Origin of the sequence: Catalinimonas alkaloidigena (genome assembly GCF_029504655.1) — a bacterium.
In the GTDB taxonomy this organism is placed as follows: Bacteria; Bacteroidota; Bacteroidia; order Cytophagales; family Cyclobacteriaceae; genus Catalinimonas; species Catalinimonas alkaloidigena.
Genome location: NZ_JAQFIL010000001.1, coordinates 2368155 through 2390685 on the forward strand (window position 1 = coordinate 2368155; position 22531 = coordinate 2390685).

14 protein-coding genes are annotated in these 22531 nt (G+C 37.1%); 8 read left to right on the plus strand and 6 right to left on the minus strand.

The window, feature by feature from the left end; all coding sequences use genetic code 11:
* Nucleotides 1–80: 80 nt before the first annotated feature.
* Complete coding sequence (locus tag OKW21_RS09735; RefSeq protein ID WP_277479229.1) at nt 81–4112, minus strand: PA14 domain-containing protein; 4032 nt, start codon at nt 4110–4112, stop codon at nt 81–83.
* A gap of 860 nt (nt 4113–4972) precedes the next feature.
* Between OKW21_RS09735 and OKW21_RS09740 the strand changes: the two genes are divergently transcribed.
* The 3 genes from OKW21_RS09740 (at nt 4973) to OKW21_RS09750 (ending at nt 10101) form a co-directional block, all read left to right on the plus strand.
* A complete protein-coding gene (locus OKW21_RS09740; protein ID WP_277479230.1) occupies nt 4973–5275 on the plus strand; it encodes a phenylacetate--CoA ligase family protein in 303 nt (100 codons plus the stop codon).
* Nucleotides 5276–5494: 219 nt separating this feature from the next.
* Nucleotides 5495–6163 carry a hypothetical protein gene (locus OKW21_RS09745; protein ID WP_277479231.1) on the plus strand — a complete coding sequence of 223 codons (669 nt, stop codon included), beginning with the start codon at nt 5495–5497 and terminating at the stop codon, nt 6161–6163.
* 551 nt (nt 6164–6714) lie between these two features.
* The gene (locus tag OKW21_RS09750; RefSeq protein WP_277479232.1) at nt 6715–10101 is read left to right on the plus strand and encodes a PA14 domain-containing protein; all 3387 of its coding nucleotides are present in this window, start codon (nt 6715–6717) and stop codon (nt 10099–10101) included.
* A 74-nt stretch (nt 10102–10175) separates the two neighbouring features.
* Here OKW21_RS09750 and OKW21_RS09755 read toward each other — a convergent pair whose 3' ends face one another.
* The 4 genes from OKW21_RS09755 to OKW21_RS09770 are packed head-to-tail and all read right to left on the minus strand — an operon-like array spanning nt 10176 to nt 14865.
* Nucleotides 10176–11414, minus strand: coding sequence for a glycosyltransferase family 4 protein (locus OKW21_RS09755; protein WP_277479233.1), 1239 nt, complete (start codon nt 11412–11414; stop codon nt 10176–10178).
* A gap of 33 nt (nt 11415–11447) precedes the next feature.
* On the minus strand, nt 11448–12383 hold the full coding sequence (locus tag OKW21_RS09760) for a sulfotransferase (protein WP_277479234.1): 936 nt from the start codon (nt 12381–12383) through the stop codon (nt 11448–11450).
* Nucleotides 12384–12389: 6 nt separating this feature from the next.
* On the minus strand, nt 12390–13643 hold the full coding sequence (locus tag OKW21_RS09765) for a lipopolysaccharide biosynthesis protein (protein ID WP_277479235.1): 1254 nt from the start codon (nt 13641–13643) through the stop codon (nt 12390–12392).
* Nucleotides 13621–14865, minus strand: coding sequence for an O-antigen ligase family protein (locus tag OKW21_RS09770; protein ID WP_277479236.1), 1245 nt, complete (start codon nt 14863–14865; stop codon nt 13621–13623). Before OKW21_RS09770 ends, OKW21_RS09765 begins: the two co-directional genes overlap by 23 nt.
* Nucleotides 14866–15168: 303 nt before the next feature.
* Between OKW21_RS09770 and OKW21_RS09775 the strand changes: the two genes are divergently transcribed.
* The 4 genes from OKW21_RS09775 to hslV all read left to right on the plus strand — a co-directional run bounded on the left by OKW21_RS09775 (nt 15169) and on the right by hslV (nt 20917).
* Nucleotides 15169–16275, plus strand: a complete 1107-nt coding sequence (locus tag OKW21_RS09775; RefSeq protein ID WP_277479237.1) for a glycosyltransferase — start codon at nt 15169–15171, stop codon at nt 16273–16275.
* 218 nt (nt 16276–16493) lie between these two features.
* Entirely contained in the window at nt 16494–18440 is a 1947-nt protein-coding gene (locus OKW21_RS09780; RefSeq protein ID WP_277479238.1) for an alginate lyase family protein, read from the plus strand.
* Nucleotides 18441–18630: 190 nt separating this feature from the next.
* Nucleotides 18631–20313 (plus strand): pyruvate dehydrogenase complex dihydrolipoamide acetyltransferase, encoded by a 1683-nt coding sequence (locus tag OKW21_RS09785; protein WP_277479239.1) that lies wholly within the window; start codon nt 18631–18633, stop codon nt 20311–20313.
* A gap of 64 nt (nt 20314–20377) precedes the next feature.
* On the plus strand, nt 20378–20917 hold the full coding sequence (hslV, locus tag OKW21_RS09790; RefSeq protein WP_277487643.1) for an ATP-dependent protease subunit HslV: 540 nt from the start codon (nt 20378–20380) through the stop codon (nt 20915–20917).
* A gap of 98 nt (nt 20918–21015) precedes the next feature.
* Here hslV and OKW21_RS09795 read toward each other — a convergent pair whose 3' ends face one another.
* On the minus strand, nt 21016–21729 hold the full coding sequence (locus OKW21_RS09795) for a hypothetical protein (RefSeq protein WP_277479240.1): 714 nt from the start codon (nt 21727–21729) through the stop codon (nt 21016–21018).
* Nucleotides 21730–21908: 179 nt separating this feature from the next.
* Here OKW21_RS09795 and OKW21_RS09800 point away from each other — a divergent pair, with 179 nt between their 5' ends.
* Entirely contained in the window at nt 21909–22499 is a 591-nt protein-coding gene (locus OKW21_RS09800) for an NUDIX hydrolase (protein ID WP_277479241.1), read from the plus strand.
* Nucleotides 22500–22531 lie beyond the last annotated feature (32 nt).

The following is a 22531-nucleotide window of genomic DNA, read 5'->3' on the forward strand; positions in this document are numbered from 1 at the left end:
ACATATGATATACTTTTTTGAGATAAAAAAAAGCGATCTTCCTAAAAAAGATCGCTTTTAGTAGCAAAGAAATAGCCTGATTACTGTTTTAACAAGTTGGTTTTATAAATCAGCTTTCCTTCAGAGTAGAGTAACAAAATGTATTTACCTCTTTGTAATTGTAAACCCGATAAATCTACCTCAAACGAATTATTGAGTTGAGACGATGATTTACTGAATACTTTATGCCCTTGCATGTCAATTAGCGCAATGCTTATATCACTTAAAAAGAGATTAGCGCTTATTGTGAACTTTTGATGTACAGGGTTCGGATATGCCAAAACTGACAGTTTATTGTTTGCTAATTCCTCATTGAGCGTTGTTACTTCTGTAACAGCCTGAGTGCTCAGGTGTTTTTGAGAAGAAATAGTTCTCAGGTTGGTATTCGTAAACAGCATATTATCAGGAATAGCCTGTTTATTGATTCCAGGCCCTTGGAACCATACATCCAGCGTTTCTCCCCCATATCCTTCAAAGTAAGAGACAGTAATTTTGTGTAAACCTTTATCAAGGGTAACAGTGCCGGCAACTTCCTGGGCAGGTCTTAATCCGTCATTATCAACTACCAATGCATCATCAATGAAAAGTTGGCTACCGTCATCAGAGTTGGTAAAGAAGGTATACTTCCCCGCTTGATCAATCTGAATCATAGCCTCAAAGCGGAAGGCGAAATAATCATCATTCTGTCTGGGTTCAAGGGAGAAGTTAGCAAGTGTGCCTGATTTTACGGCAGTGAGTTTAGAGAAGTCAGGTATTTGTTTCCAATCACCTTCATAATAGTGATAATTTACACCCTTAGTCAGTGAAGGCTGTTCTGGCTCAGGCTGAGCAGGGATATCATCATTGCTGACAAAGAGCTCACTGTCTTTGATAGTTCTTTTGTCCCCTGAAGGTGTTTTGATCTTCACAATCAACGTTTCCCCTCCACTTTTTTCAAAGAAAGAAAGATTGATAGGGTGGAGGCCTTTTTTAAGTCCAATGGTCCCTGACCTTTCTCTGGAGGAGTGTGTACCATCATTATCAACGATGAGCTGATCATGGATGTAGAGCATAGAACCATCATCAGAAGTAGTGAAGAATTCGTATTCACCATCTTCGGGAACATTGATGAAAGCCGTGTAGAAGAAGCCGAACTCATCATTTCTTTCTCTGGCCTCAATGTTGAAATTATCGTTTAATTCAGACTTGATAGGAGCCAGTTGTTTAAAGTTGGGAGTAGCAGACCAGCTACCTTCATAGTAGTGAGCGATAACTCCGGATGTGGTATTGTCCACAGTAACTGGCGCATGGTAATCTGTTGGCTCTGGATTTGGAAGTGGCTCTGAACCCTTTAAATATAGAAGGTGATTGGGAATAGCCTGTTTATTGATTCCAGGCCCTTGGAACCATACATCCAGCGTTTCCCCCCCATATCCTTCAAAGTAAGAGACAGTAATTTTGTGTAAACCTTTATCAAGGGTAACAGTGCCGGCAACTTCCTGGGCAGGTCTTAATCCGTCATTATCAACTACCAATGCATCATCAATGAAAAGCTGGCTACCGTCATCAGAGTTGGTAAAGAAGGTATACTTCCCCGCTTGATCAATCTGAATCATAGCCTCAAAGCGGAAGGCGAAATAATCATCATTCTGTCTGGGTTCAAGGGAGAAGTTAGCAAGTGTGCCTGATTTTACGGCAGTGAGTTTAGAGAAGTCAGGTATTTGTTTCCAATCACCTTCATAATAGTGATAATTTACACCCTTAGTCAGTGAAGGCTGTTCTGGCTCAGGCTGAGCAGGGATATCATCATTGCTGACAAAGAGCTCACTGTCTTTGATAGTTCTTTTGTCCCCTGAAGGTGTTTTGATCTTCACAATCAACGTTTCCCCTCCACTTTTTTCAAAGAAAGAAAGATTGATAGGGTGGAGGCCTTTTTTAAGTCCAATGGTCCCTGACCTTTCTCTGGAGGAGTGTGTACCATCATTATCAACGATGAGCTGATCATGGATGTAGAGCATAGAACCATCATCAGAAGTAGTGAAGAATTCGTATTCACCATCTTCGGGAACATTGATGAAAGCCGTGTAGAAGAAGCCGAACTCATCATTTCTTTCTCTGGCCTCAATGTTGAAATTATCGTTTAATTCAGACTTGATAGGAGCCAGTTGTTTAAAGTTGGGAGTAGCAGACCAGCTACCTTCATAGTAGTGAGCGATAACTCCGGATGTGGTATTGTCCACAGTAACTGCTGATAACAAATCCACCGGCTCAGGATCTGGACTTGGATCAGGCTCAGGGCTTTCTGGTGATTCAGGTATGTTTACAACCTCTCCATTGGTATACTCATAGGCACCTATATCAGGAAGATTATTGATGGAAGTGCCCATTCTATCTTTTGTATATTCAGAAATAGCAACCCCTTTATCTTTTATAGATGAGTGGTTTTTAACATTATAATTATCCTTACTGGGATCAATCAGAATCTCATTAATTTTGGCTGTAATGTCCTTTCCCTTAGAATAATTACCTGAAGCGGTGCCAGAGAGCAGGATATTATTTTTACCATCCACATTCTTTTTAGTGGTGTTTGTAGAGACCACGATATCCCCCTTCTTGCCTTGCAGGATGTTGTTGTAGATCTTAACATTATAATCCTGGCTACCGTCAGTCCAGACCCTAATACCCGCATCACCGGCATTGACTACAGTGTTGTTATAGACTTCCCACTGCTGAATAGGCCCACTGACTACAATACCATGGCCTTTCACATCGTAGACTACATTTCCGTAAACCTTACCACTGGAGCCACTATTGGTTTGAATACCATTATGGCTTCCATCATTATTTACTTTGTTGTAGAGGTTATAGACCGTGTTATAACGGATGGTAATATTGGTAGACTGATGGCCTTTAATGATATCAGCACGGGTTAATCCCCCAGCCTTGATACCCTGCCCGGAAGTAGCAGGTTGCAGCGGACTATGTACAGTATTGTACTCTGCGATCACATTATCAGCAGAAAACAGGTCAATTCCATCATCATAATAGCCATAGATTTCATTTTTTCTGATGATAAGACCGAAGTATTTTCCTCTCTGCGCACTAATACCATCCCCATCACTGGTAGCCCTGTTATCAGCACAGACATTATTTTCAATTAACCCACCTCTGACTTCATGCGTCCCATCGTAGGGAAAACCAGAAGATCGGATGTTCCAGCGAAATCCAGTGATAAAGTTATTGAGCAAAAAAGGAGAGACGACAGTCTTATTATTTCCATCATTTTTACCATAGTTGATGCCATGATGGGGACTGCCAATCCCCTCAATTCTACAGTTGGCCACAACAGTATACTTACTACTTCCCATAATATATACCCCGGTTTCACCATTTCCTCTGACTTTAAGGTGCAGGTTATCAATGAGGACGAAGTCTCGATCCTCTACCGTAAAGATATCTCTGGAGTCATGCTGCAGAACAGGTTTAGGGCCGTTACCATAAGCTGAGAAAGAGAGGTAGTTGTCAGCCGTACCGGACTTAGCAATAATGACAGAAGTATTGGCAAAGCTATCGCCTCTCTTCAAGAGGATATAGTCTCCGGGCTGGGCAAGGCTCTGGGCTTTATCAATGGTACGAAGGGGAGCTTGTGGTGAGTTCCCTTTGAAGCCATCATTGCCTGAGGTAGAGACAAACCATTGATTGCCCTTCCCGTGATAGGCCCTGGCCTGATTGTCAACAGAGAAATTATTGTAGGCAGGAAGCCTTCCACTACTACTACTGGCATCCGAGAGTTCGGGCCAGTGCAGCAGAGAGAACTCATCATCGGGGAGGACAAAATCGGTGAGCGAGAAGATGAGTTGATTGGATCCACTTCCTCCGAGAAGGCTTTTGATACGTGCAGCTCCACCGACCAGTCTGAAGCCATCGGCATTGGAAACATGTACATTCTCACTGAAGCTCACTTCTAAAAAGTTGCTTCTTCCATCTAATATTTTTGCACTGGTTATAGAAGGTTGTGCTAAACCTGAAATAGAAAGTTGAACCAGAAATATTAATGTTAATAATACTTTGTAGCTCTGTAAAATACGCTGCATATCAATTATCATTTAGTAATACACTTCATTTGAAGAGATTACTATCAAGCAAAGAGCCATTAGCACAGATTTATTTAAGGGGAAATCTAAGGGCAGCTTTTAGCGATGCATGTTTTACAAGAGAGTAGTAAGCTTAAATGCTAGAAAGTAGGGGAATGAAGCATCAGAGGCTAGCTTCAATTACAGCTGATATTATTCATTCATAATAATGCTGTCTTATTCATTAACGTTAAGGAATATTATTACGCTGTAAGAATATAGAATAATTCATAACCAATTGTACAATAGCTTCAATCCCCCGAAAAAGTACTATTAAGCAAAAGGGTTTGGTATAATCTTAAAATGATAAACTCATTAAAAGAAGATTTTCAGTTTGAAATGGCTCTTATAGGAGAAATAGAAAGGACTAAGTAGTGAATGATGTATACTTTGATTTTTTATAATTATAACAGCTAAAAGAATAATTATTTAAATACTCATAAATTCATTGTCTAAATTGATAAAATTTTATAGTAATAAAATAATATTTTTTGTTATTTTTTTGTTATTTTTTATATTTATCAGTGTCAACTAATACAATTGAAGATAAAAAGCATATTTTAAGTATTTGATGAAATTTTATAAATAAAAAGTTATGTTAGTGAACTAAACCCCTTCATTTGTATAATTAGAATTAATTCTTCACAGAGAAAATAGGCCTGCTGAGACTGTTCACTTGAAAATATTTCTGTAGCATAATATAATCCATTAACTCTTCGAAAATGAAAAGCTTTTTCTCAAACTACCTGCTTAGATATAATTATTTATTTAAAGCGAGGCTAAAGGCAATTAAAACACTTCATTAAACCGATGCGCTCAAATTGCAAGAGCTAAGTAATGTCCGGTTTCTAAGACTGCTCAATAAGGCATATTCACAGTCAGCTTTTTACAAAAAATATTATGATGACTATGGAATAGATATACAGAAAATCAAGAGTTTAGATGACCTGAATATCCTTCCGGTAATTAGAAAGGAGCATATCAGGAAGTATTGCAATGAGTTTTTAACCTCCGGAAAATCTTTTTTAACTAAAGGTTATACCAGTGGTACCTCTGGCACACCATTGACAGTATTCCGTAATTACGGTGCTGTGATAGAGGAAAACGCATACTTATGGGCGTAAAGGAGTCTTGTTGGACATGAACCAGGGATGAGAGCGATCTCTCTAAGAGGAGATTTAGATGCTTTAAACAGAGAATGTTTTGATAAATTTACCAATACACTCTATTTATCAAGCTTCAGTTTAAAGGAGAGAAACGCACAGTGGTATTATGAGAAAATCAAAGTATTCAGGCCCAATGCGATCTATGCCTATCCCAGCTCTATGGAAACCTTGTGTAATATGTTTCAATCTATCAATAAATCATTTCCGGTTAACTATGTGTTCACATCTTCAGAGACTTTATATGAATTTCAAAGAAATAAAATAAGCCAAGTTTTTTGTAGTAAAGTATATGATTGGTACGGAAATGCAGAAAGAACTATTGCATTGGAACAAATTGAGCAACAAAAATATTATGAAGCTCCACTCTATTCAATTAATCAATATGAAGATAATCGGATACTGACAACTGGACTCATTAACGATCACTTCCCATTGATAAGGTATGAAGCGGATGATGTAATCAATTTCGGTTATGATGAAAATAGTCATAAAAGTAATATTCTGGGGATAGAAGGCAGAAAAGATGATCTACTCACATTTTATGATGGTACTAAGGTGGGACGTATGAGCGGAGCCCTAAAGGGTGTAGAAAATATTAAGTTTACACAACTTGTTCAATCAAATCCAAATTCATTTATCGTAAACGTAGTGCCATGCAAAAACTTTACGCATGAAGATCAAAACCTTTTAAGAGCCAAAATAAGTAGTAAGGTAGGGGAGATCCCATTTGAAATAAAACTAGTTGATGAAAACGAAATCATCCAAACGAAAGCTGGTAAGTATAAATTGATTGTCAATAAGTGTAAAAATGAAATTAGCAATTCATTGACTGCTACCTTCAGTTGATGAATTTTTTGTTCTACAACCACCATCTTTTGAATATAATTAGAGGAAAGCGCTCGTTTTTTTACTCATAGCAAATGTTTGCGTGCTAATCCTTGATTCCTATGGATTAAATAATGGTCCATCCTATAATTCATTTAAGTATCACGTTAATAATAATATTTTTAGAGCTGATCAATAATAAGCAGCAATAAAAATAATTAATACAACTTTTATTGGACTTATAATTAGCGAAACGACTTATGCGATCATTGACAATTATCACTATTTTCAAAATGATGCACTATTGTTATCATTCTTATAAAACACAAAAAAGAGAAACCCAGCATTAGATAATTGTCTGCAATTTTTTTGAGTAGTTATATCTAGATTAATTATTCTTTTTGTCTCTAACCCACATGAAATTTCAAAAAAATTCTTAGATAAAGCATAATTGTATTCCTTTCATATTTTTTGCATTAAGTTAAGAAGTAGGACTAAAACATGTTTTCGAATCGTATGGCTAAGATTTTGAGAAATGATTCTTGGTCAAGTCAAATTACAAATACGAAAACATGAGAAAAGAATTTACTACACTTCGGTTAACAATATTTTTTTTATTTTTTAGCTTTTCTGTCTATGCTCAAACTACTTATTATGTATCAAACTCGGGAAATGATAGTAATAGTGGGACATCAACTTCCTCAGCATGGAAAACAGTAAGAAAAGTGAATGACGCTAATTTGCGTCCAGGTGACAAGGTGTTATTCAATAGAGGTGATCGCTGGAATGAAGAACTTTTACCTGGCACAAGTGGATCATCTGGAAGGTTGATTACTTTTGGCGCTTATGGCTCGGGCAACATGCCTATTATCAGTCCTAGAGGAGGAGATTATGCGATTAACATAAGGATTAAAAGCTATATCAGAGTTGAAAACATCCATGCAATTGCTCCTCCGGGTAGAAGTGGTATAGCTGTAAGAGGTAATGCAGTTGGTAACGAAATTTTTAACTGTAAAGTGCAAGGTAGTGACGGTAATAGCGGGATTGTTTATGCCGGTTTGTTAGAAGGTGGAATGAGTAGTGCTACAAAAGTAGTTGGAAATGAGGTTTCAGGTTTTTTCCAGTGTATATATGGTCATGGGGGGATGAGAGTTGGAGGAATAGTAGAAAATAATACTGTATCGAATGCCACTGATGATGGTATTGTTGCTAGATACGGAGACTTCAATGGCCTTGTAATTAGGAATAATAAGATCACAAAATGGAGAGATGATGGTATCGATCTTTTTGGCGGTAATGATATTATAATAGAATATAATGATATTTCCACACTTCCATCAGGGTCTATAGTTGCAGGAAATGGTATTAAAGCAGGTGCAGGCAGAGTTACCAGCGAAGATGTAATTGTTAGATATAATAAAGTATATAATCTCAGACATTCATCTTCAAGCTTACAGGTTGGTATCACTACGAATGGAGGTGATAAAATGAAAATTTACGGGAACCTGATATACGACGTAAAAGGTGAAGCCATTTCAATACCCTCTTCAAGTACAGATATAGATATATACAACAATACAGCATTGAGCCTTGAGAAACAGGCTGTTTACATTGGCAATACGAGTGGTATATCTTTAAAGAATAATATTTTATGGGGGCGAAACGGTGATCTCAATGTTAATACTTCAATAAGTGCCAGTAGTAATTTGCTAATCTCAGGAACAAGCGAAAGTCGTTACAATAGCAGTGGAGACGTAAGAGCCTCGGCTTCCGAAGTTTTCTCAAATCACGGCTCTGATAATTATAAGCTAAAATCTAGCTCTCCCGCAATTGATCAGGGTATCAATATTTCTGGCTTTGCTGAAGGCATTGCTGGTGTATCTATTTCTGGGAAAACAGATATAGGTGCTTTTCAGTACGGAAGCGCTTCAAATACTACGGACAATCCTCCAACGGTCAGTTTAGGTGCTGATAAAACATATACGTTACCGCAAAACCAAATTGTAATTGATGCCAATGTAAATGATGATGGCAGAATCTCATCTTATGATTGGAATAAAACATCAGGACCCGGCGTAAGTATGAATGAAGACGGGTATGAAAAACTTACTCTTACAAATTTATCTGTTGGAACCTATAAGTTTAAACTTTCTGTAGAAGATGACAAGGGGCAGGATGGATCAGATGAAATTACTATCACTGTAAATAGCTCTGATAGTGGAGAACCTACCCCTGATCCGGAACCAGTAGATGATGTGGCAAATGGTCTGAATTATGAATACTATGAAGGCTCTTGGAGAAGCATTCCGAACTTTGATAATATGCAAGCTAAGAAAACAGGTACCGTTTCAAATTTCTCACTTGATCCTAGAAACAGGGATGAAAACTTTGGTTTTGCTTATAAGGGTTATATAAAGATAGAAAATAGCGGAAGTTATACCTTCTACACTAGCTCAGATGATGGAAGTGAGTTGTATATCAACGATTCAAAAATCGTAGACAATGATGGAGTGCATCCCGCAAGAGAAAGATCAGGTACTGTAAATCTTTCTTCCGGATATCATGAAATTGAAGTCATGTTTTTTGAAAGAACTGCGGGTCAGGTATTAGAAGTTAGATATAGTGGCCCCGGTATTTCCAAGCGATTGATTCCTTCTAATGTGTTATTTAGAGAAGAAGGTGATGAAGATCCTACACCTGAACCAGCACCTGAACCAGGAGATGATGTAGCTAACGGATTAAATTATGAATATTATGAAGGTAGCTGGACAAACATTCCTAACTTTGATAATATGCAGGCCCGGAAGACAGGCACCGTTTCAAATTTCTCACTTGATCCTAGAAACAGGGAAGAAAACTTTGGTTTTGCATATAAGGGCTATATAAAGGTAGAAAATAGTGGAAGTTATACTTTCTATACTACTTCAGACGATGGAAGCGAATTATTTATTAATGGATCAAAAGTCGTAGATAACGATGGAACGCATGGTCCTCGTGAGCGTTCCGGTTCAATTTCCCTCTCTTCTGGATATCATGCAATAGAAGTGATGTTCTTTGAAAGAACAAGAGGACAAGTTTTAGAAGTTAGGTATAGCGGTCCTGGAGTTTCGAAAAAATTGATTCCTTCAAATGTATTATTTAGAGAAGTGGATAGCGCTCCTAGTCCAGCACCTGAACCAGGGGATGATGTAGCCAACGGATTAAATTATGAATATTATGAAGGTAGTTGGTCAAATATTCCGAATTACGACAATATGCAGGCTCGTAAAACAGGAACAGTTTCAAATTTTACACTTTCGCCAAGAGAGAGAGGAGAACGATTTGGCTTTGCTTACAAAGGCTTCATAAAGATAGAAAATAGCGGAAGTTATACCTTCTATACTACGTCAGATGATGGTAGTGAACTATACATCAATGGGTCTAAGGTTGTTGATAATGATGGTACGCATGGCCCACGCGAGCGATCTGGTTCTATAACCCTTAGTTCAGGTTATCATGCGATAGAAGTTGACTTTTTTGAAAATGTATCGGGTCAGGTATTAGAAGTTAGATATAGTGGTCCTGGTACTTCAAAAAGACTAATTCCATCTAATGTACTGTATACCAATAGTCCTGAAAATGCAAGAGTTAGTACTTCTGCGAAAAGCAAGACAACAGCAATTGAGTCACTTGATGATGAACTTGCCAGCGAAGTACATGAGGATGAAATAATAAGTATCTATCCCGTCCCTTTTGATGAATACATCAATATTGAACTAAGTTCAAGCACGAATTCTGAGTATGAAATAAGCCTATTTAATATTACTGGAAGCGCTGTATTTCAAGAAACATTTACCTTGAGTGCAGGGTATCAGGGATTAAAACTAGAAACATACAACATTGATACCCCTGGTATTTATATTTTAAGTATCTATCAAAATGGGGAACTGGTTGATAGTAGAAGAGTTGTAAAACAATAAATTTTATGGATGAAAAAAAGCGGTAGGAATAACCTTACCGCTTTTTTTATGTCAACTGAGTAAGTCAAATGTATTTATTTGGTAATAGTAGTTTTAGCTTCTTTTTTTGAGTACTTCGGGATTTTTTTTGAACGCAGCTCACTGATAAAATTTATGATGTTCTGTGATTGAACATGGTAATCAAAATTGTTTGAAGCTATTTCATATCCATTTTCACTAATTCTTTTTGCCAGATTGACATCTGATAACACTTTAATCAGGTTAGAGGCTAGTGCCTCTTTATCATTTGGATCTGACAACAAAGCGGATATTTCATGCGTTAAATAGTTTTTTAATTCGCCTGTAGAAGTGGTTACTACTGGAGAACCAGAAGCTAGGTATTCAGCGGTTTTACTGGGAAAACAGTATTCAGCCTGAATGCTATCAGGCTTGTATAACATAAGAGCACTGGCATTCCTGAAGATTGAAACCAATTTTTTCCGGCTTATAAAACCCGTAAAAATAACTTTATCCTGAATTTTTAATTCTTTAATGATTTCATCTGCTTTTTCTTTGGTTTGTTGCCTTTGTGCTTTACCGATAATATAAAACTTTAGTTCAGGAAATTTTCGACTGGCTTGAGCAAAAGCTTCAAGTTGGGTATACAAACCATCTTTATCCTGAGAAAGGTTACCTGCATAGGCTACATAGGACTCCTTATTGGCTGGTATACTTGTAAATTCCTGACAATCAACTAGTACTGGTATTAATGCATAAGATACTTTGTCTCCAATTTGTTCCTCATAAAAACTTTTTAGATTATTAGAAATAACAATCAAGCCATCATACAATGAAATTAGTCTTTTAATGTAGAACTTTTGAAACCAGCGACTACTCCTAATTGACCCACTTGTATTAAATACAAATGGGTATTCATTGCATTCTGTTAGATATACTAATTTGGAAATGTTTGCTATAAATCTGAAAAAAAGTATGTGAAAAGGTTCAGTGCTGATAAGTATTAAAGCATGGCTGTGTCTTCTGTCTCTAAATAATTGGATGCCTGCATTGAATACTCCCCAAATATCGTGTAACCTTCTTCCAATGAAGCTTGTACTTCTTTTAGTGCGGTTTGCAGTATAATGGTAAGTGATGCCTTCATTGTGACCTTTTACTTTATCATTTTTAAGGTAACTATTTTCGGAAGGAGGTATAGGTATAAAAATGTCTACCTCATGGCCTGCTTCTACCATACCTTTGGCATACAGATGAACCCGGTTTGTGGAAGCAAACCCTATGGGATAGGGTTGTTTTAATACTATCTTTATTCTCATTTTTATTAAGTCTAATCAAGTAAATCACGAAAGTTATATACTATACTTTTCAGAAAGTTGGGTTATAGTTTCAAACTCATCATCACTGAGGCTTTTTTTCCAGTTATTGTCAATTCGGATGTTTAGCTCTCCTCTATAGCGCATTGGGTTACCTTCTACCAGATGGTAATCTCTTGTATTGATTTGATAATCTAATGAGGGCAGTTCTATACCTAAAAAGTTAGCTATCTTTTTTCTTAATAATGAAGGGTTCTCGCACAAGTCTTCATAAATAACATCCATGTAATTTATACTAGGATTGTTTTCTATGATTTTATACACTGTTTTATAGAAACCATATCTTGCCTTAAGGCTGTTTTCGGGGGACAAGCCTCGCTTAATATAAGAGTTAGCAAAACGTAGTGAGTCTCTCTTGTTTACAATAAGGTAGGTGTCCTCAGGTCTATAGGTATGCAGAAAAGGAAAGCGCGCTATGTCTTTACTTGAGTCCACTACGAATTGTTTTCCAGTAACTTTCTCAATGGCGTCAAAAAGTTTCCAATTATTTTTAATTCTGCCAAGTTGAGACTGATAAATGAGCTTGGCTAGCCAATGCAAATTAGGATGAGCAAGACTTTTTTTGTACAAGCCATTGTATGCATAGTCTTTGGTTGTCATTTTATAAGTTGCCTCATGACCAATTAACATACTAATGGGAAACCTGTCAGGTTGTGCAAAAATGTCGAAACCTGCCTCGGCACTTAATTCTTCAACAACCTGTGTCCAGACTTCGCATTGATCAAATGGGTTAAGGCAACTACAAATATTTTGATTTTCAACAGATTTTTCTGCTAAGTTTTTGTGTGCAAGTTGCCAGGGAAGTCTTCTGACTTCTCCAGTAGAAAAAACGCCAGGGATAGACCCAATCAGTAGGTCTAAGAGTGTCGAACCTGAATGACCGGTGGATATTATATATACTAATTTTGACATAAGTTATCAGCTTCTAATATATTTTTTGTATTGAAAATATAACGTAATTAAGTATACTGTGTTTGAAATGATGAGGGTAAGACAGGCACCATCAATTCCAAAATATTTGACAAGCAATACAAACCCCAGAATGTTAATTCCACCTCTAACGAATGAGGCATTTCTAAGTTCTTTCCCTCTTCCATGTGAGCTTAAAAACCTGTTAATGAAAAAGCAGAATCCCTGAATTACGTAAGATAGCGACACTAAGCGAACGTAAGGTAGTACCGGAAGATATTCGTCAGAGTAGACAAACAGAATTACATACTTCACAATAATGTTGAAAGCGACCAAGGCTACTAAGGATACACCTATGGTGGCAAGCACAGTTTTAACCGGAATACTCTTTGAATTTGCAAACTTTTTAAATGATGTGGTACCTATAGTTTGAGGTATCATCATCAAAGGGGTTGCAATGGTATTTGAAAGTGCAAAATAGCCAACACTGACATTATCAAGAAAATAACTAATGGTAAACGCACTCAAATGCTGACTGCCGTTGCTGGCGAGAGATCCAATATAAATAGGGAAGCCATGTTTGGCATTTTCTTCTTTGATCACCTTGAAGCTACTCTTCAAATTCTTGAATTTGGGTTTCATGCTGATGTAGACATAAGGAAGAAAAATAGCTATTGCCAGCAGGTGGATAAGAAGAGATAATTCTAAAGTGAGTGTAGAAAAATATCCAATCAGAAAAGTAGGTATGATATATAAAATTTTCTGTGATAATCTATAGGCAGATAAGTCATAAATTCTATTGTCACCTTCTAAAAGGCGTTCCAGAATTTCTTTGAAAGGAAAAAAGAAGACAACAGGTAATAGTAATCTTATCGTGCGACCTAAACCATTGTCGTAGATCCCTTCCTGTATATAGGAGGCGATTAATACAACAATCATAAACAACAGACAAGTAGCTCCTGATACTGTAAAAATCCCTCCTAATAACTCTTTTTTCTGGCTTTGAAATTGATTCAGTGCTACCAGTCTACCGGCAGTATTAAATGCCCCTCCGGTAAGCAAGATCAATATAAATCCCCATAAAGATTGAATAAATTTATAATCACCATAAGCTTCAGGACCAAGCAATCTTGTATTGATAATACTTACCACTACACCCAAAACGATTACCAATACATTTGAGCCTAAGAGTGAGAAAATCTGACGACCAGATTTTGAGTTGACCTTTTTCCAGGCTTTCTCAAGCGTAGTTTTTGTTGGCATAGGAGTTTTCTAATTTGATCTGATTTTCTCTGTTTTTTAGCATAATAGCTGCAGAGATAGCTATGATGATGCCAAAATTTGTCTCTAATCCCAATCCCAAGGTGAGGTTTGCGATGATATATCCTATACCCAGATAAAATGGAATATAATATTCAGCATTGCCTGTAATATTCTTCAAATGCAGATAGTATTTGGGAAATGCAATTAAAAATATAAGTAGAAAAATGACCGCGGGTAATCCATTAAAGAATAATACCTCAAGAAAAAGGTTGTGCCATCCACCTCTTTCTCCTAGGGCCCATGCCTGATTTCCAGTTACCTCATACATTGCATTGTAATAAACAGGACTCTCAGTTCCGCCGTAACCAAAAATGATTCCGTGTATATCGCTGAAGCTGACTTCTATCGCTTTTTGATACAGTTCAAAACGTAGTTCCATGGTACCCTCATCCATCATTCTTTCCTGTGCCACTGATGACTCCATAACACCACTACCCAATATCAAGAAGATAGCAAAAACACCAATAATCGCAGAGAGCGTTATTACTAATACCTTAAGTTTTAAATTTACGTTGCTGGCATATATGATTGCATGGGCAACAAAGAAAGCAGTGACCACATAACCCATTCTCATAAAGGCTATAAATATGCCTATCAAAAATAGTGTGCTAAGTATCCTTTTCTTTATCCCTGTGAAATCAGTAAAAGAAATCCAAACTAAAGCACAAAAAACAACATATGAATGGATATAATCGTCACGAAATACCCCAGTAGATCTGAGGAGTCCCCCAAAAGCAGAGCGACTATAATCGGGGTAAACTCTAAAAAAAGATTGGTCCCCTACCAGCTGATAGATAGCAACTAAAGTTGAAATTACAGCAACACTAACCAGTGAAAGTTTTACAGCCTGCTTCATACCCTCATCTGCACCTCTTTTTACAGCAAAATAGATGACCACAAAAGCCCCCACTGTGGTAATGGCAACAAACAACTTAGCAGGATCAGACCGGGAATAGATGGTGTAAGAAATACAGGAAAGTACAGTAAAAGCAATAACATAAGTCTCATAACGAGGTTGAACCCTATATTCTGATTCGGCAATCTTTTTTTTGTATTGCTTAATAAAAGGATCAACAATGAGAAATACGACCGAAAATAAAAACAGTACCCTCAGAGGCTGCAAATCAAATGCGCCACCTACACTGATTTTCAATCCTTCCATGTTGGCTACGTCTCCGACAAATAGCCAAAAACATACTAAGAATGTGAGTAAAGGATATTCTGGCTTAGCTTTTTTGACAAAAAAAATTGACAGGCAAAAGCTTAATGCCATATAAATATAAAAGTAAGATGCCATTTTGTATTAACTTACCAAATACTAGTGATTATTTGTACCAAATTTAAACATTTAAAGTTTAAATAGAAATTTAAACATAAAATATATAATAAAATTTAATTATTTATTGTTATGTAATAAAATAGGATTTTTTTACTTTTGTATAGTACCATTACTTTAGCAAAATTCATGAAAGTTTTAACAATTACAGATTCTTTTCATACCGGAGGCAAAGAAAGAAGGTTAATTGAACTCCTGAAAGGGCTGATCAAAAGAAATATTGAGTGTGAATTGATCGTACTGTCAGATGTAGTTCAGTATGAAGAGTTATATGACCTGGGCATACCGATACATTTTTTGAAAAGGACTTATAAAAAGGACATAAGTATTTTTAAAAAAATCTATAGCATAATAAAAAAATCAGATCCTGATATCGTACAGAGTTGGGCAACAATGGCTTCAATCTACGTTACTCCCATTGTAAAACTCCTTAATATCAAATTTGTAAATGCGACTATCGCAGATGCCCCAAGTCATAAAAGTTTTTTTGATCAAAGCATGCTCAGAAAAAAAGTGACATTCCCTTTTTCTCATGCCATTGTTGGTAACTCAATGGCAGGCTTAAAAGCCTATAATGCTCCATTGACTAAAAGTTATGCATTCCATAATGGCTTTGATTTAAGAAGGATAGGGAATCTAATACCAAAAGAAGATATTAGACAAAAGTTTAATATCAAAACAAAGTTTGTTGTAGGAATGGTTGGTAAATTTGAAGATCGCAAAGACTACACGACGTATATTAATGCAGCAGTTAAAATTGTTCAGGAAAGAAATGACATCACATTTTTGGCAATAGGAGACGGTAATAACTTGAAAAATACCCAAAAATTGGTAGATGAAAAATTAAGAGATAGAATTATTTTTACGGGCAGGCAAACAAAGGTGGAATCGATTATTAACCTGTTTGACATTGGTGTACTTACCACTAATGATAAATTGCATGGAGAAGGTATTTCTAATGCTATCCTTGAGTATATGGTTCTTGCGAAGCCTGTGGTTGCAAGTAAAGGAGGAGGAACGTCTGAAATAATAGAAGATCAAAAAACAGGTTTCATCATCCGACCTTATGATGTTGAAGAATTAGTAAGAAAAATAGCTCTTTTAATTGAAGATGAAACACTTAGATTAAAGATGGGAGAGGCTAGCGCTCAAAGAATTCATGAGCATTTCAGTTTAGAAAAAATGACTGATTCTTATCTTAATTTATATAAATCATTAGTCAAAGTGCATGCTTGATGAATATTTTTTGAACAGTTATGTATGACATAATTATTTAATCTGATATAACATGTGCTTTGATTATAACTATTAGAGGTTATTCTTAATTCTTTTATAGAGACATGCACCGCTCCGGAAGGGGGTAATCTCTGTTTGAGAATCATGTATACTCAAATAACCTGTTCTGATTTGTATTTGAACCAATAAATTATTTAAGCAAACCATACTTTATTTTTATGTCACTTTCCTGGTATTTCTACCGCCTTCGTACGATGTCTTTACCAGAAATTTTTTTCCGTACACAACAATTCTGGCAAAAGAAAAAAGAAAAAAAACAGCCAACAGAAGGATTACCAGTAGATATAGACCTGCTCAGTTTACCACAAAAAATCCTGCCATTTACTGAAGTTAATATAAAGATTGACAAGCAGGAAATTGATATTTTTGGCCAGCGTTTTCACTATGACGAACCCATTGACTGGCACCTTGATATTTCATCTGGTAAGAAGTTCCCTATGGCTTTCGCCAAGGATATCAATATAAGAACTGAAGAATTTGGAAGTGCCAAGCATGTATGGGAGGTAAACCGCATGCAATTTCTTAGCCTGATAGCACTACAGTACAGAACCAGTGGAGACAGCAAATACCTACAACAGTTTCAGGTGATAATGGATTCATGGATTGAGTCAAACCCGTATTTACAAGGAGTAAACTGGTATAGTAATATTGAAGTAAATATCCGCTTAATTGTATGGTTCTTTTGCTGGGAAATTTTGGACGTTAACCGTCTGATAGAAGAAAAAGCTGACTTCAGGAAATTTGTTGAGGAGTCTTGGATTCCAAGCATTTATCAGCACATGAGGTACAGCTTTCAAAACCCCTCCAAATATTCTTCAGCCAACAACCACCTGATCAGTGAACATGCTGGCCTTTTTATAGCTTCTTGCTTCTGGAAATTTGAAGAATCTGAAACATGGCGGTTGCATGCCCAGGCAGGTCTTGAGCAGGAAATTGTTTTGCAGCATTCAGAGCAGGGAGTGAACAAAGAAGAAGCTGCTGAATACATTCAGTTCATCACTGACTTTTTTCTCATACCCTATGTAGTAGGCCTAAATAGTGGGCATCAATTTTCATCTCAGTATAGAGATCAATTGGCTAATATCTGTGAGTATATTTATCAGATGATGGATATAAAAGGTAACATTGTGTACTATGGTGATGAAGATGATGGTAAAGTGGTGATCCTAGACCCTGACTTACACTTTGATAATTTTAAATCAATACTTACCTCAGGAGTAATTTTATTTAATAAACCAGCATGGAGGTTACAAGATAATGGCTTTGACACCAAAAATATGCTTCTCTTCGGAGAAGAAGGTAAAGCAAAGTATGAACAAATTTCGGAAAGCAAAGAGAATTGTGATTCAAAGTTTTACATTCATGAAGGCCATTTTATTCTCCGTAAACAAAACAGAAAAGAAAGCAAAGAAATGTTTGTTCATTTCGATGCCGCACCCTTAGGATTTCTTTCTATCGCTGCTCACGGACATTCCGATGCATTGTCTTTTGTACTCCATGTTGACGGATATCCTATTATTACCGATTCCGGTACCTATACCTATCATACTGAAGCCGATTGGCGTAATTACTTTATTGGTGCCTTAGCGCACAATACCATCAGGGTAGATCAAGTAGATCAGGCCATGAGTGCAGGGCCTACGATGTGGCTGAAGCACTACAAAACGCGAGTGCTTGCTCAGGAAAGTAATGTGGTCAATGATATGGTTTATGCCAGCCACAATGGTTATCAAAAAAATGGCGTAGTCCACAAAAGAAGGCTTGAGCTAAATAAAGAAATAGAGGAATTGCACATCACGGATGAGCTAATAGTTAAAAATAAAAAGTCTCACCTGATAGAAATGCCCTTACATTTACACCCTGGCGTGAGTGTGGAACAAATCAGTAGCCATAAAATAATTTTGAAGCATCAAACTGCAAGAACAGTAGAACTTAATTTACCAGCTGGAATGAGTACCGAACTTATAAAAGGAAGTGTTGATCCTATTTTAGGATGGTATTCTCCTTCTTTTCAAATCAAAGAGCCAACCACTGTCATTTACAGTAAATCGGATATCAGAAGTACAACTGAATTTTCTACTATTATAAGAGTCCTCAATAGTTAGGCTTAGAGAAACACTACCAGTCTTGCATAAAAGTCCCTACTAGGCTGTATATTAGCTCTAGCTTTAACAAATTAGGCCACATCTCATTGATATAGTTTATTATCATCTGTAATTTGGCTTCGTTTTTTGCATATTGCATCGTGCTTTGAATAAAATTATTTTAGGCAAATAAATATTCCTAACTAAATCTATGGCAGAAGTTATAAGAATGCCCAAGATGAGCGACACCATGGAAGAGGGTGTAATTGCTTCTTGGCAGAAAAAAGTAGGCGATAAAGTCGAATCAGGAGACATACTCGCCGAAGTAGAAACCGATAAAGCAACTATGGAGCTAGAGTCTTTTGAAGATGGCACATTGCTATATATCGGAGTTAAAGAAAATGAAGCTGTACCGGTAGATGGGGTTATCGCGATTATAGGTGAAGAAGGAGAGGAAATTGACAGCTTATTAAAACAAATTGAAAGTGGGAGTTCAACAGCGCCTGATAAAGAAGAGGAGACTGATCAAGCTGATGTAAGCGAAGAGGGAGAAGATGAAGAGGTGGACACTTCTGATGTCAATGCTACAGTAGTCACCATGCCCAAGATGAGTGATACGATGACAGAAGGAGTAATTGCTTCCTGGCTCAAAAAAGTTGGCGATAAAGTAGAGTCAGGAGATATTCTGGCTGAAGTAGAAACGGATAAAGCCACTATGGAACTGGAGTCTTATGAAGATGGGATTTTACTCTATGTAGGCGTTGAAGAAGGAGGAGCAGTTGAGATTGATGGTGTGATCGCTGTAATAGGAGAAGAAGGCGCGGATTATGAAAAGCTCCTAAAGGCAAATAAATCTAAGAAAAAAGGGGGTGAAGAGCCAAAAGAAGAAAAGAGTAGTTCTTCCAATGGTCAGGATAAGGCTGAGGAAAAAGATGCACCTGCTTATACCCCAACTCATGCTGAAGAATCCAGCTTACCTTCATCATCAGATGGTGGTAGAGTAAAGGCTTCACCTTTAGCCAAGAAAATGGCTGAAGACAAAGGGTATGACATCTCCAAAATACCAGGAACGGGTGAGAACGGTAGAGTTGTCAAAAAAGATATTGAAAGCTATAAGCCTTCTAAGTCACAGCCTGTAGCTCAACCCGATGCTGCTCAAAAAGATACTGCGAAGCAAGCTGCTCCTGTGAAGCTTCCTGAAGTGGTAGGAGAAGAACGTTACGAAGAAGTCAATGTATCTCAGATGCGTAAAACCATCGCGCGTAGATTGGCCGAAAGTAAGTTTACTGCGCCTCATTTTTACCTTACCATGGAAATTGACATGGAAAAGGCAATTGCTGCGCGGAAGAGTATGAATGAAATTGCACAGGTAAAGATTTCTTTCAATGACATAGTGGTGAAAGCAGTGGCTGCGGCTCTGCGTCAACATCCTAAAGTAAATGTGTCATGGCGCGGAGATAAGATGCGTTTTAACCAACATATCAATATAGGAATAGCGGTAGCAGTTGAGGAAGGGCTACTGGTACCGGTAGTTCGCTTTGCCGATAATAAAACGATCTCTCATATCTCGGCTGAGGTGAAAGATCTAGCCAATAAAGCGAAAAACAAGCAGCTCCAACCTAAAGATTGGGAAGGTAGTACTTTCACGATTTCTAATCTGGGTATGTTTGGCATTGAGGAGTTTACCGCAATCGTCAATCCACCGGATGCTTGTATCCTGGCAGTAGGGGGTATCAAAGAAACACCAGTAGTGAAAAACGGACAGATCGTTCCCGGTAATGTTATGAAAGTAACACTTTCGTGTGATCACCGCGCCGTAGACGGAGCTTTGGGTGCAGCATTTTTACAAACTTTTAAAGCTTATATGGAAGATCCGATCAGGATTCTAGTATAATTAGAAATTGCTAAAAAGGCTTTGCAAATTTTTGCTGAGCCTTTTTCTTAAATTATTTTTTATGATGCCAAAAGTAAAATCAACTACAGTATTAGCAGTCATTCATAATGGCAAAGTTGCTATAGGAGCAGATGGTCAGGCTACAATGGGAAACACGGTTGCCAAAGGCAATGTGAAGAAAATCAGGAAATTGCAGGAAGGTAAAATCATTACCGGCTTTGCTGGTTCTACTGCCGATGCGTTCACACTTATTGGAAGATTTGACGAGAAACTTGGTGCCTACAGTGGAAATATGAAAAGAGCCGCGATAGAACTGGCTAAAGATTGGCGGACGGATCGTTACCTTAGGCGTTTGGAGGCCATGATGATTGTTTGTGACCAGGATGAGATTTTGGTGATTTCTGGTAATGGTGATGTTTTGGAGCCAGACAATGGGATTGCCGCGATTGGTTCGGGAAGCATGTATGCTCAGTCCGCTGCCATGGCTATGAAAAAACACGCGCCACAGCTATCCGCTAAAGAAATTGTTACCGATGCTTTGCATATCGCAGCTGATATATGCATATACACCAATCATAATCTGGTGATAGAGGAAGTAGAGTAATTATCTATATTCACTAAGTATACTGAACTGCTGATCTTTAATACGATCAGCAGTTTTTTTATTAAAAAACTATTCGGCTACCACAATAATAAATTCGCCTATTCTACTTGTCGAAATAAAAATGACAAATTGATTTCCCCAATTTCATTTTTTAGGTATTTAAAAAAAGCATACAAAAAAATTATTACACCCAGCATCTCCAAGGTTTCTTCTACTATATATTCCAGCGGGTAATAGACACTTACGCCAACCATCGTAGATCCTATACTTTCCATCACCATTCCTCCTCCTACAAATACAATGGATGCAATGACAAGCAACTTTTTGTATAAAGCAGGGAGGTGCAGTAGAAAAGGTAAATAAAAGTATGCAAGAATCAGCAGTAGTATTGAAAAAGGTAACACCCAGATGAAGCCACCAATGGTATCTTCCACACCAAGAAATATAGAGGTATACCTTCCTACTCTTTCATGTATGCTTGCTAACTCATCAGCTCCTAAGAAGAAAAAAACAAAAGATATAAAAAACCAGTGTTTGTAAAATCTGCTTCCTCTGTCTTTAGCCAGGCTGATCAATAATACTACACAGCCGGTAAACATCAGATTAATACCTGAAAATAATGAAGGAAAATTATTTTCCTCGTTTAAATCTATGAAAGTAATGATCTTAGGCTGTATTCCTTCATACAATAGAAATTGCTGAAGCAGATTTAGTAATAGAAGCGCTGCCACAATAATCAATTCAATCTTTATAATGCTGGCTGGATTGATGTTAAGCGAAACTGTTTTGTTGTGTTTCGTAGTTAAAGACATGGACGGTATAAATTATGACATTCAAAAAAATAAGGTGCGTATTTCACAATAAGCACGATTAAAAAATACATTTTACTAAATATTTAAAAAATAAGCATTAACAAGAAGTTTTATGGCTGTTTTTTTAATGAAATCGGGATATGAATATTGATTCAATAAGCAAACTTTTAACTGATAAATTGACTCAAAGTTTACCTGGTTGGGAAGCTCAGATCAGGATGTCAACCCAGATGCATAAAAATGCCAGGCTTAAACCTCCTAAATATAGTAAGCAGGCGGCAGTACTTATGCTGCTCTTTTATCATGATGATCAATTATGGATGCCGTTAATTCAGCGGCCAATATATGATGGAGTGCATAGCGGACAGATGGCATTGCCAGGAGGTAAGTATGAAGCCCAGGATAAAGACCTGTTAACTACTGCATTGCGTGAAACACATGAAGAAATTGGCGTAAAAGTAGAACGCGATTATGTCATTGGACAACTTTCAGAGTTATACATTCCCCCAAGTAATATTACTGTTTCACCCTTTTTAGCCATAATCCCTGATAAACCATCATATATACCTGATCCTCTTGAAGTAGCAAACATCACGGAAGTAGGCCTCAAAGCCCTGCAATCACCCGAGAACTATTCAGAAAAAGAGGTCAAAATTCATAACGGGCAAATATTAAAGGCCCCTTCCTATCAGATTGCAGGAAAAACAATCTGGGGCGCTACTGCAATGATGTTAAGTGAATTGTTATTTTTATTTGATGAGTTAGACTAGCTCAAAACAGTTTGTTAAATTTAGTGTTAACT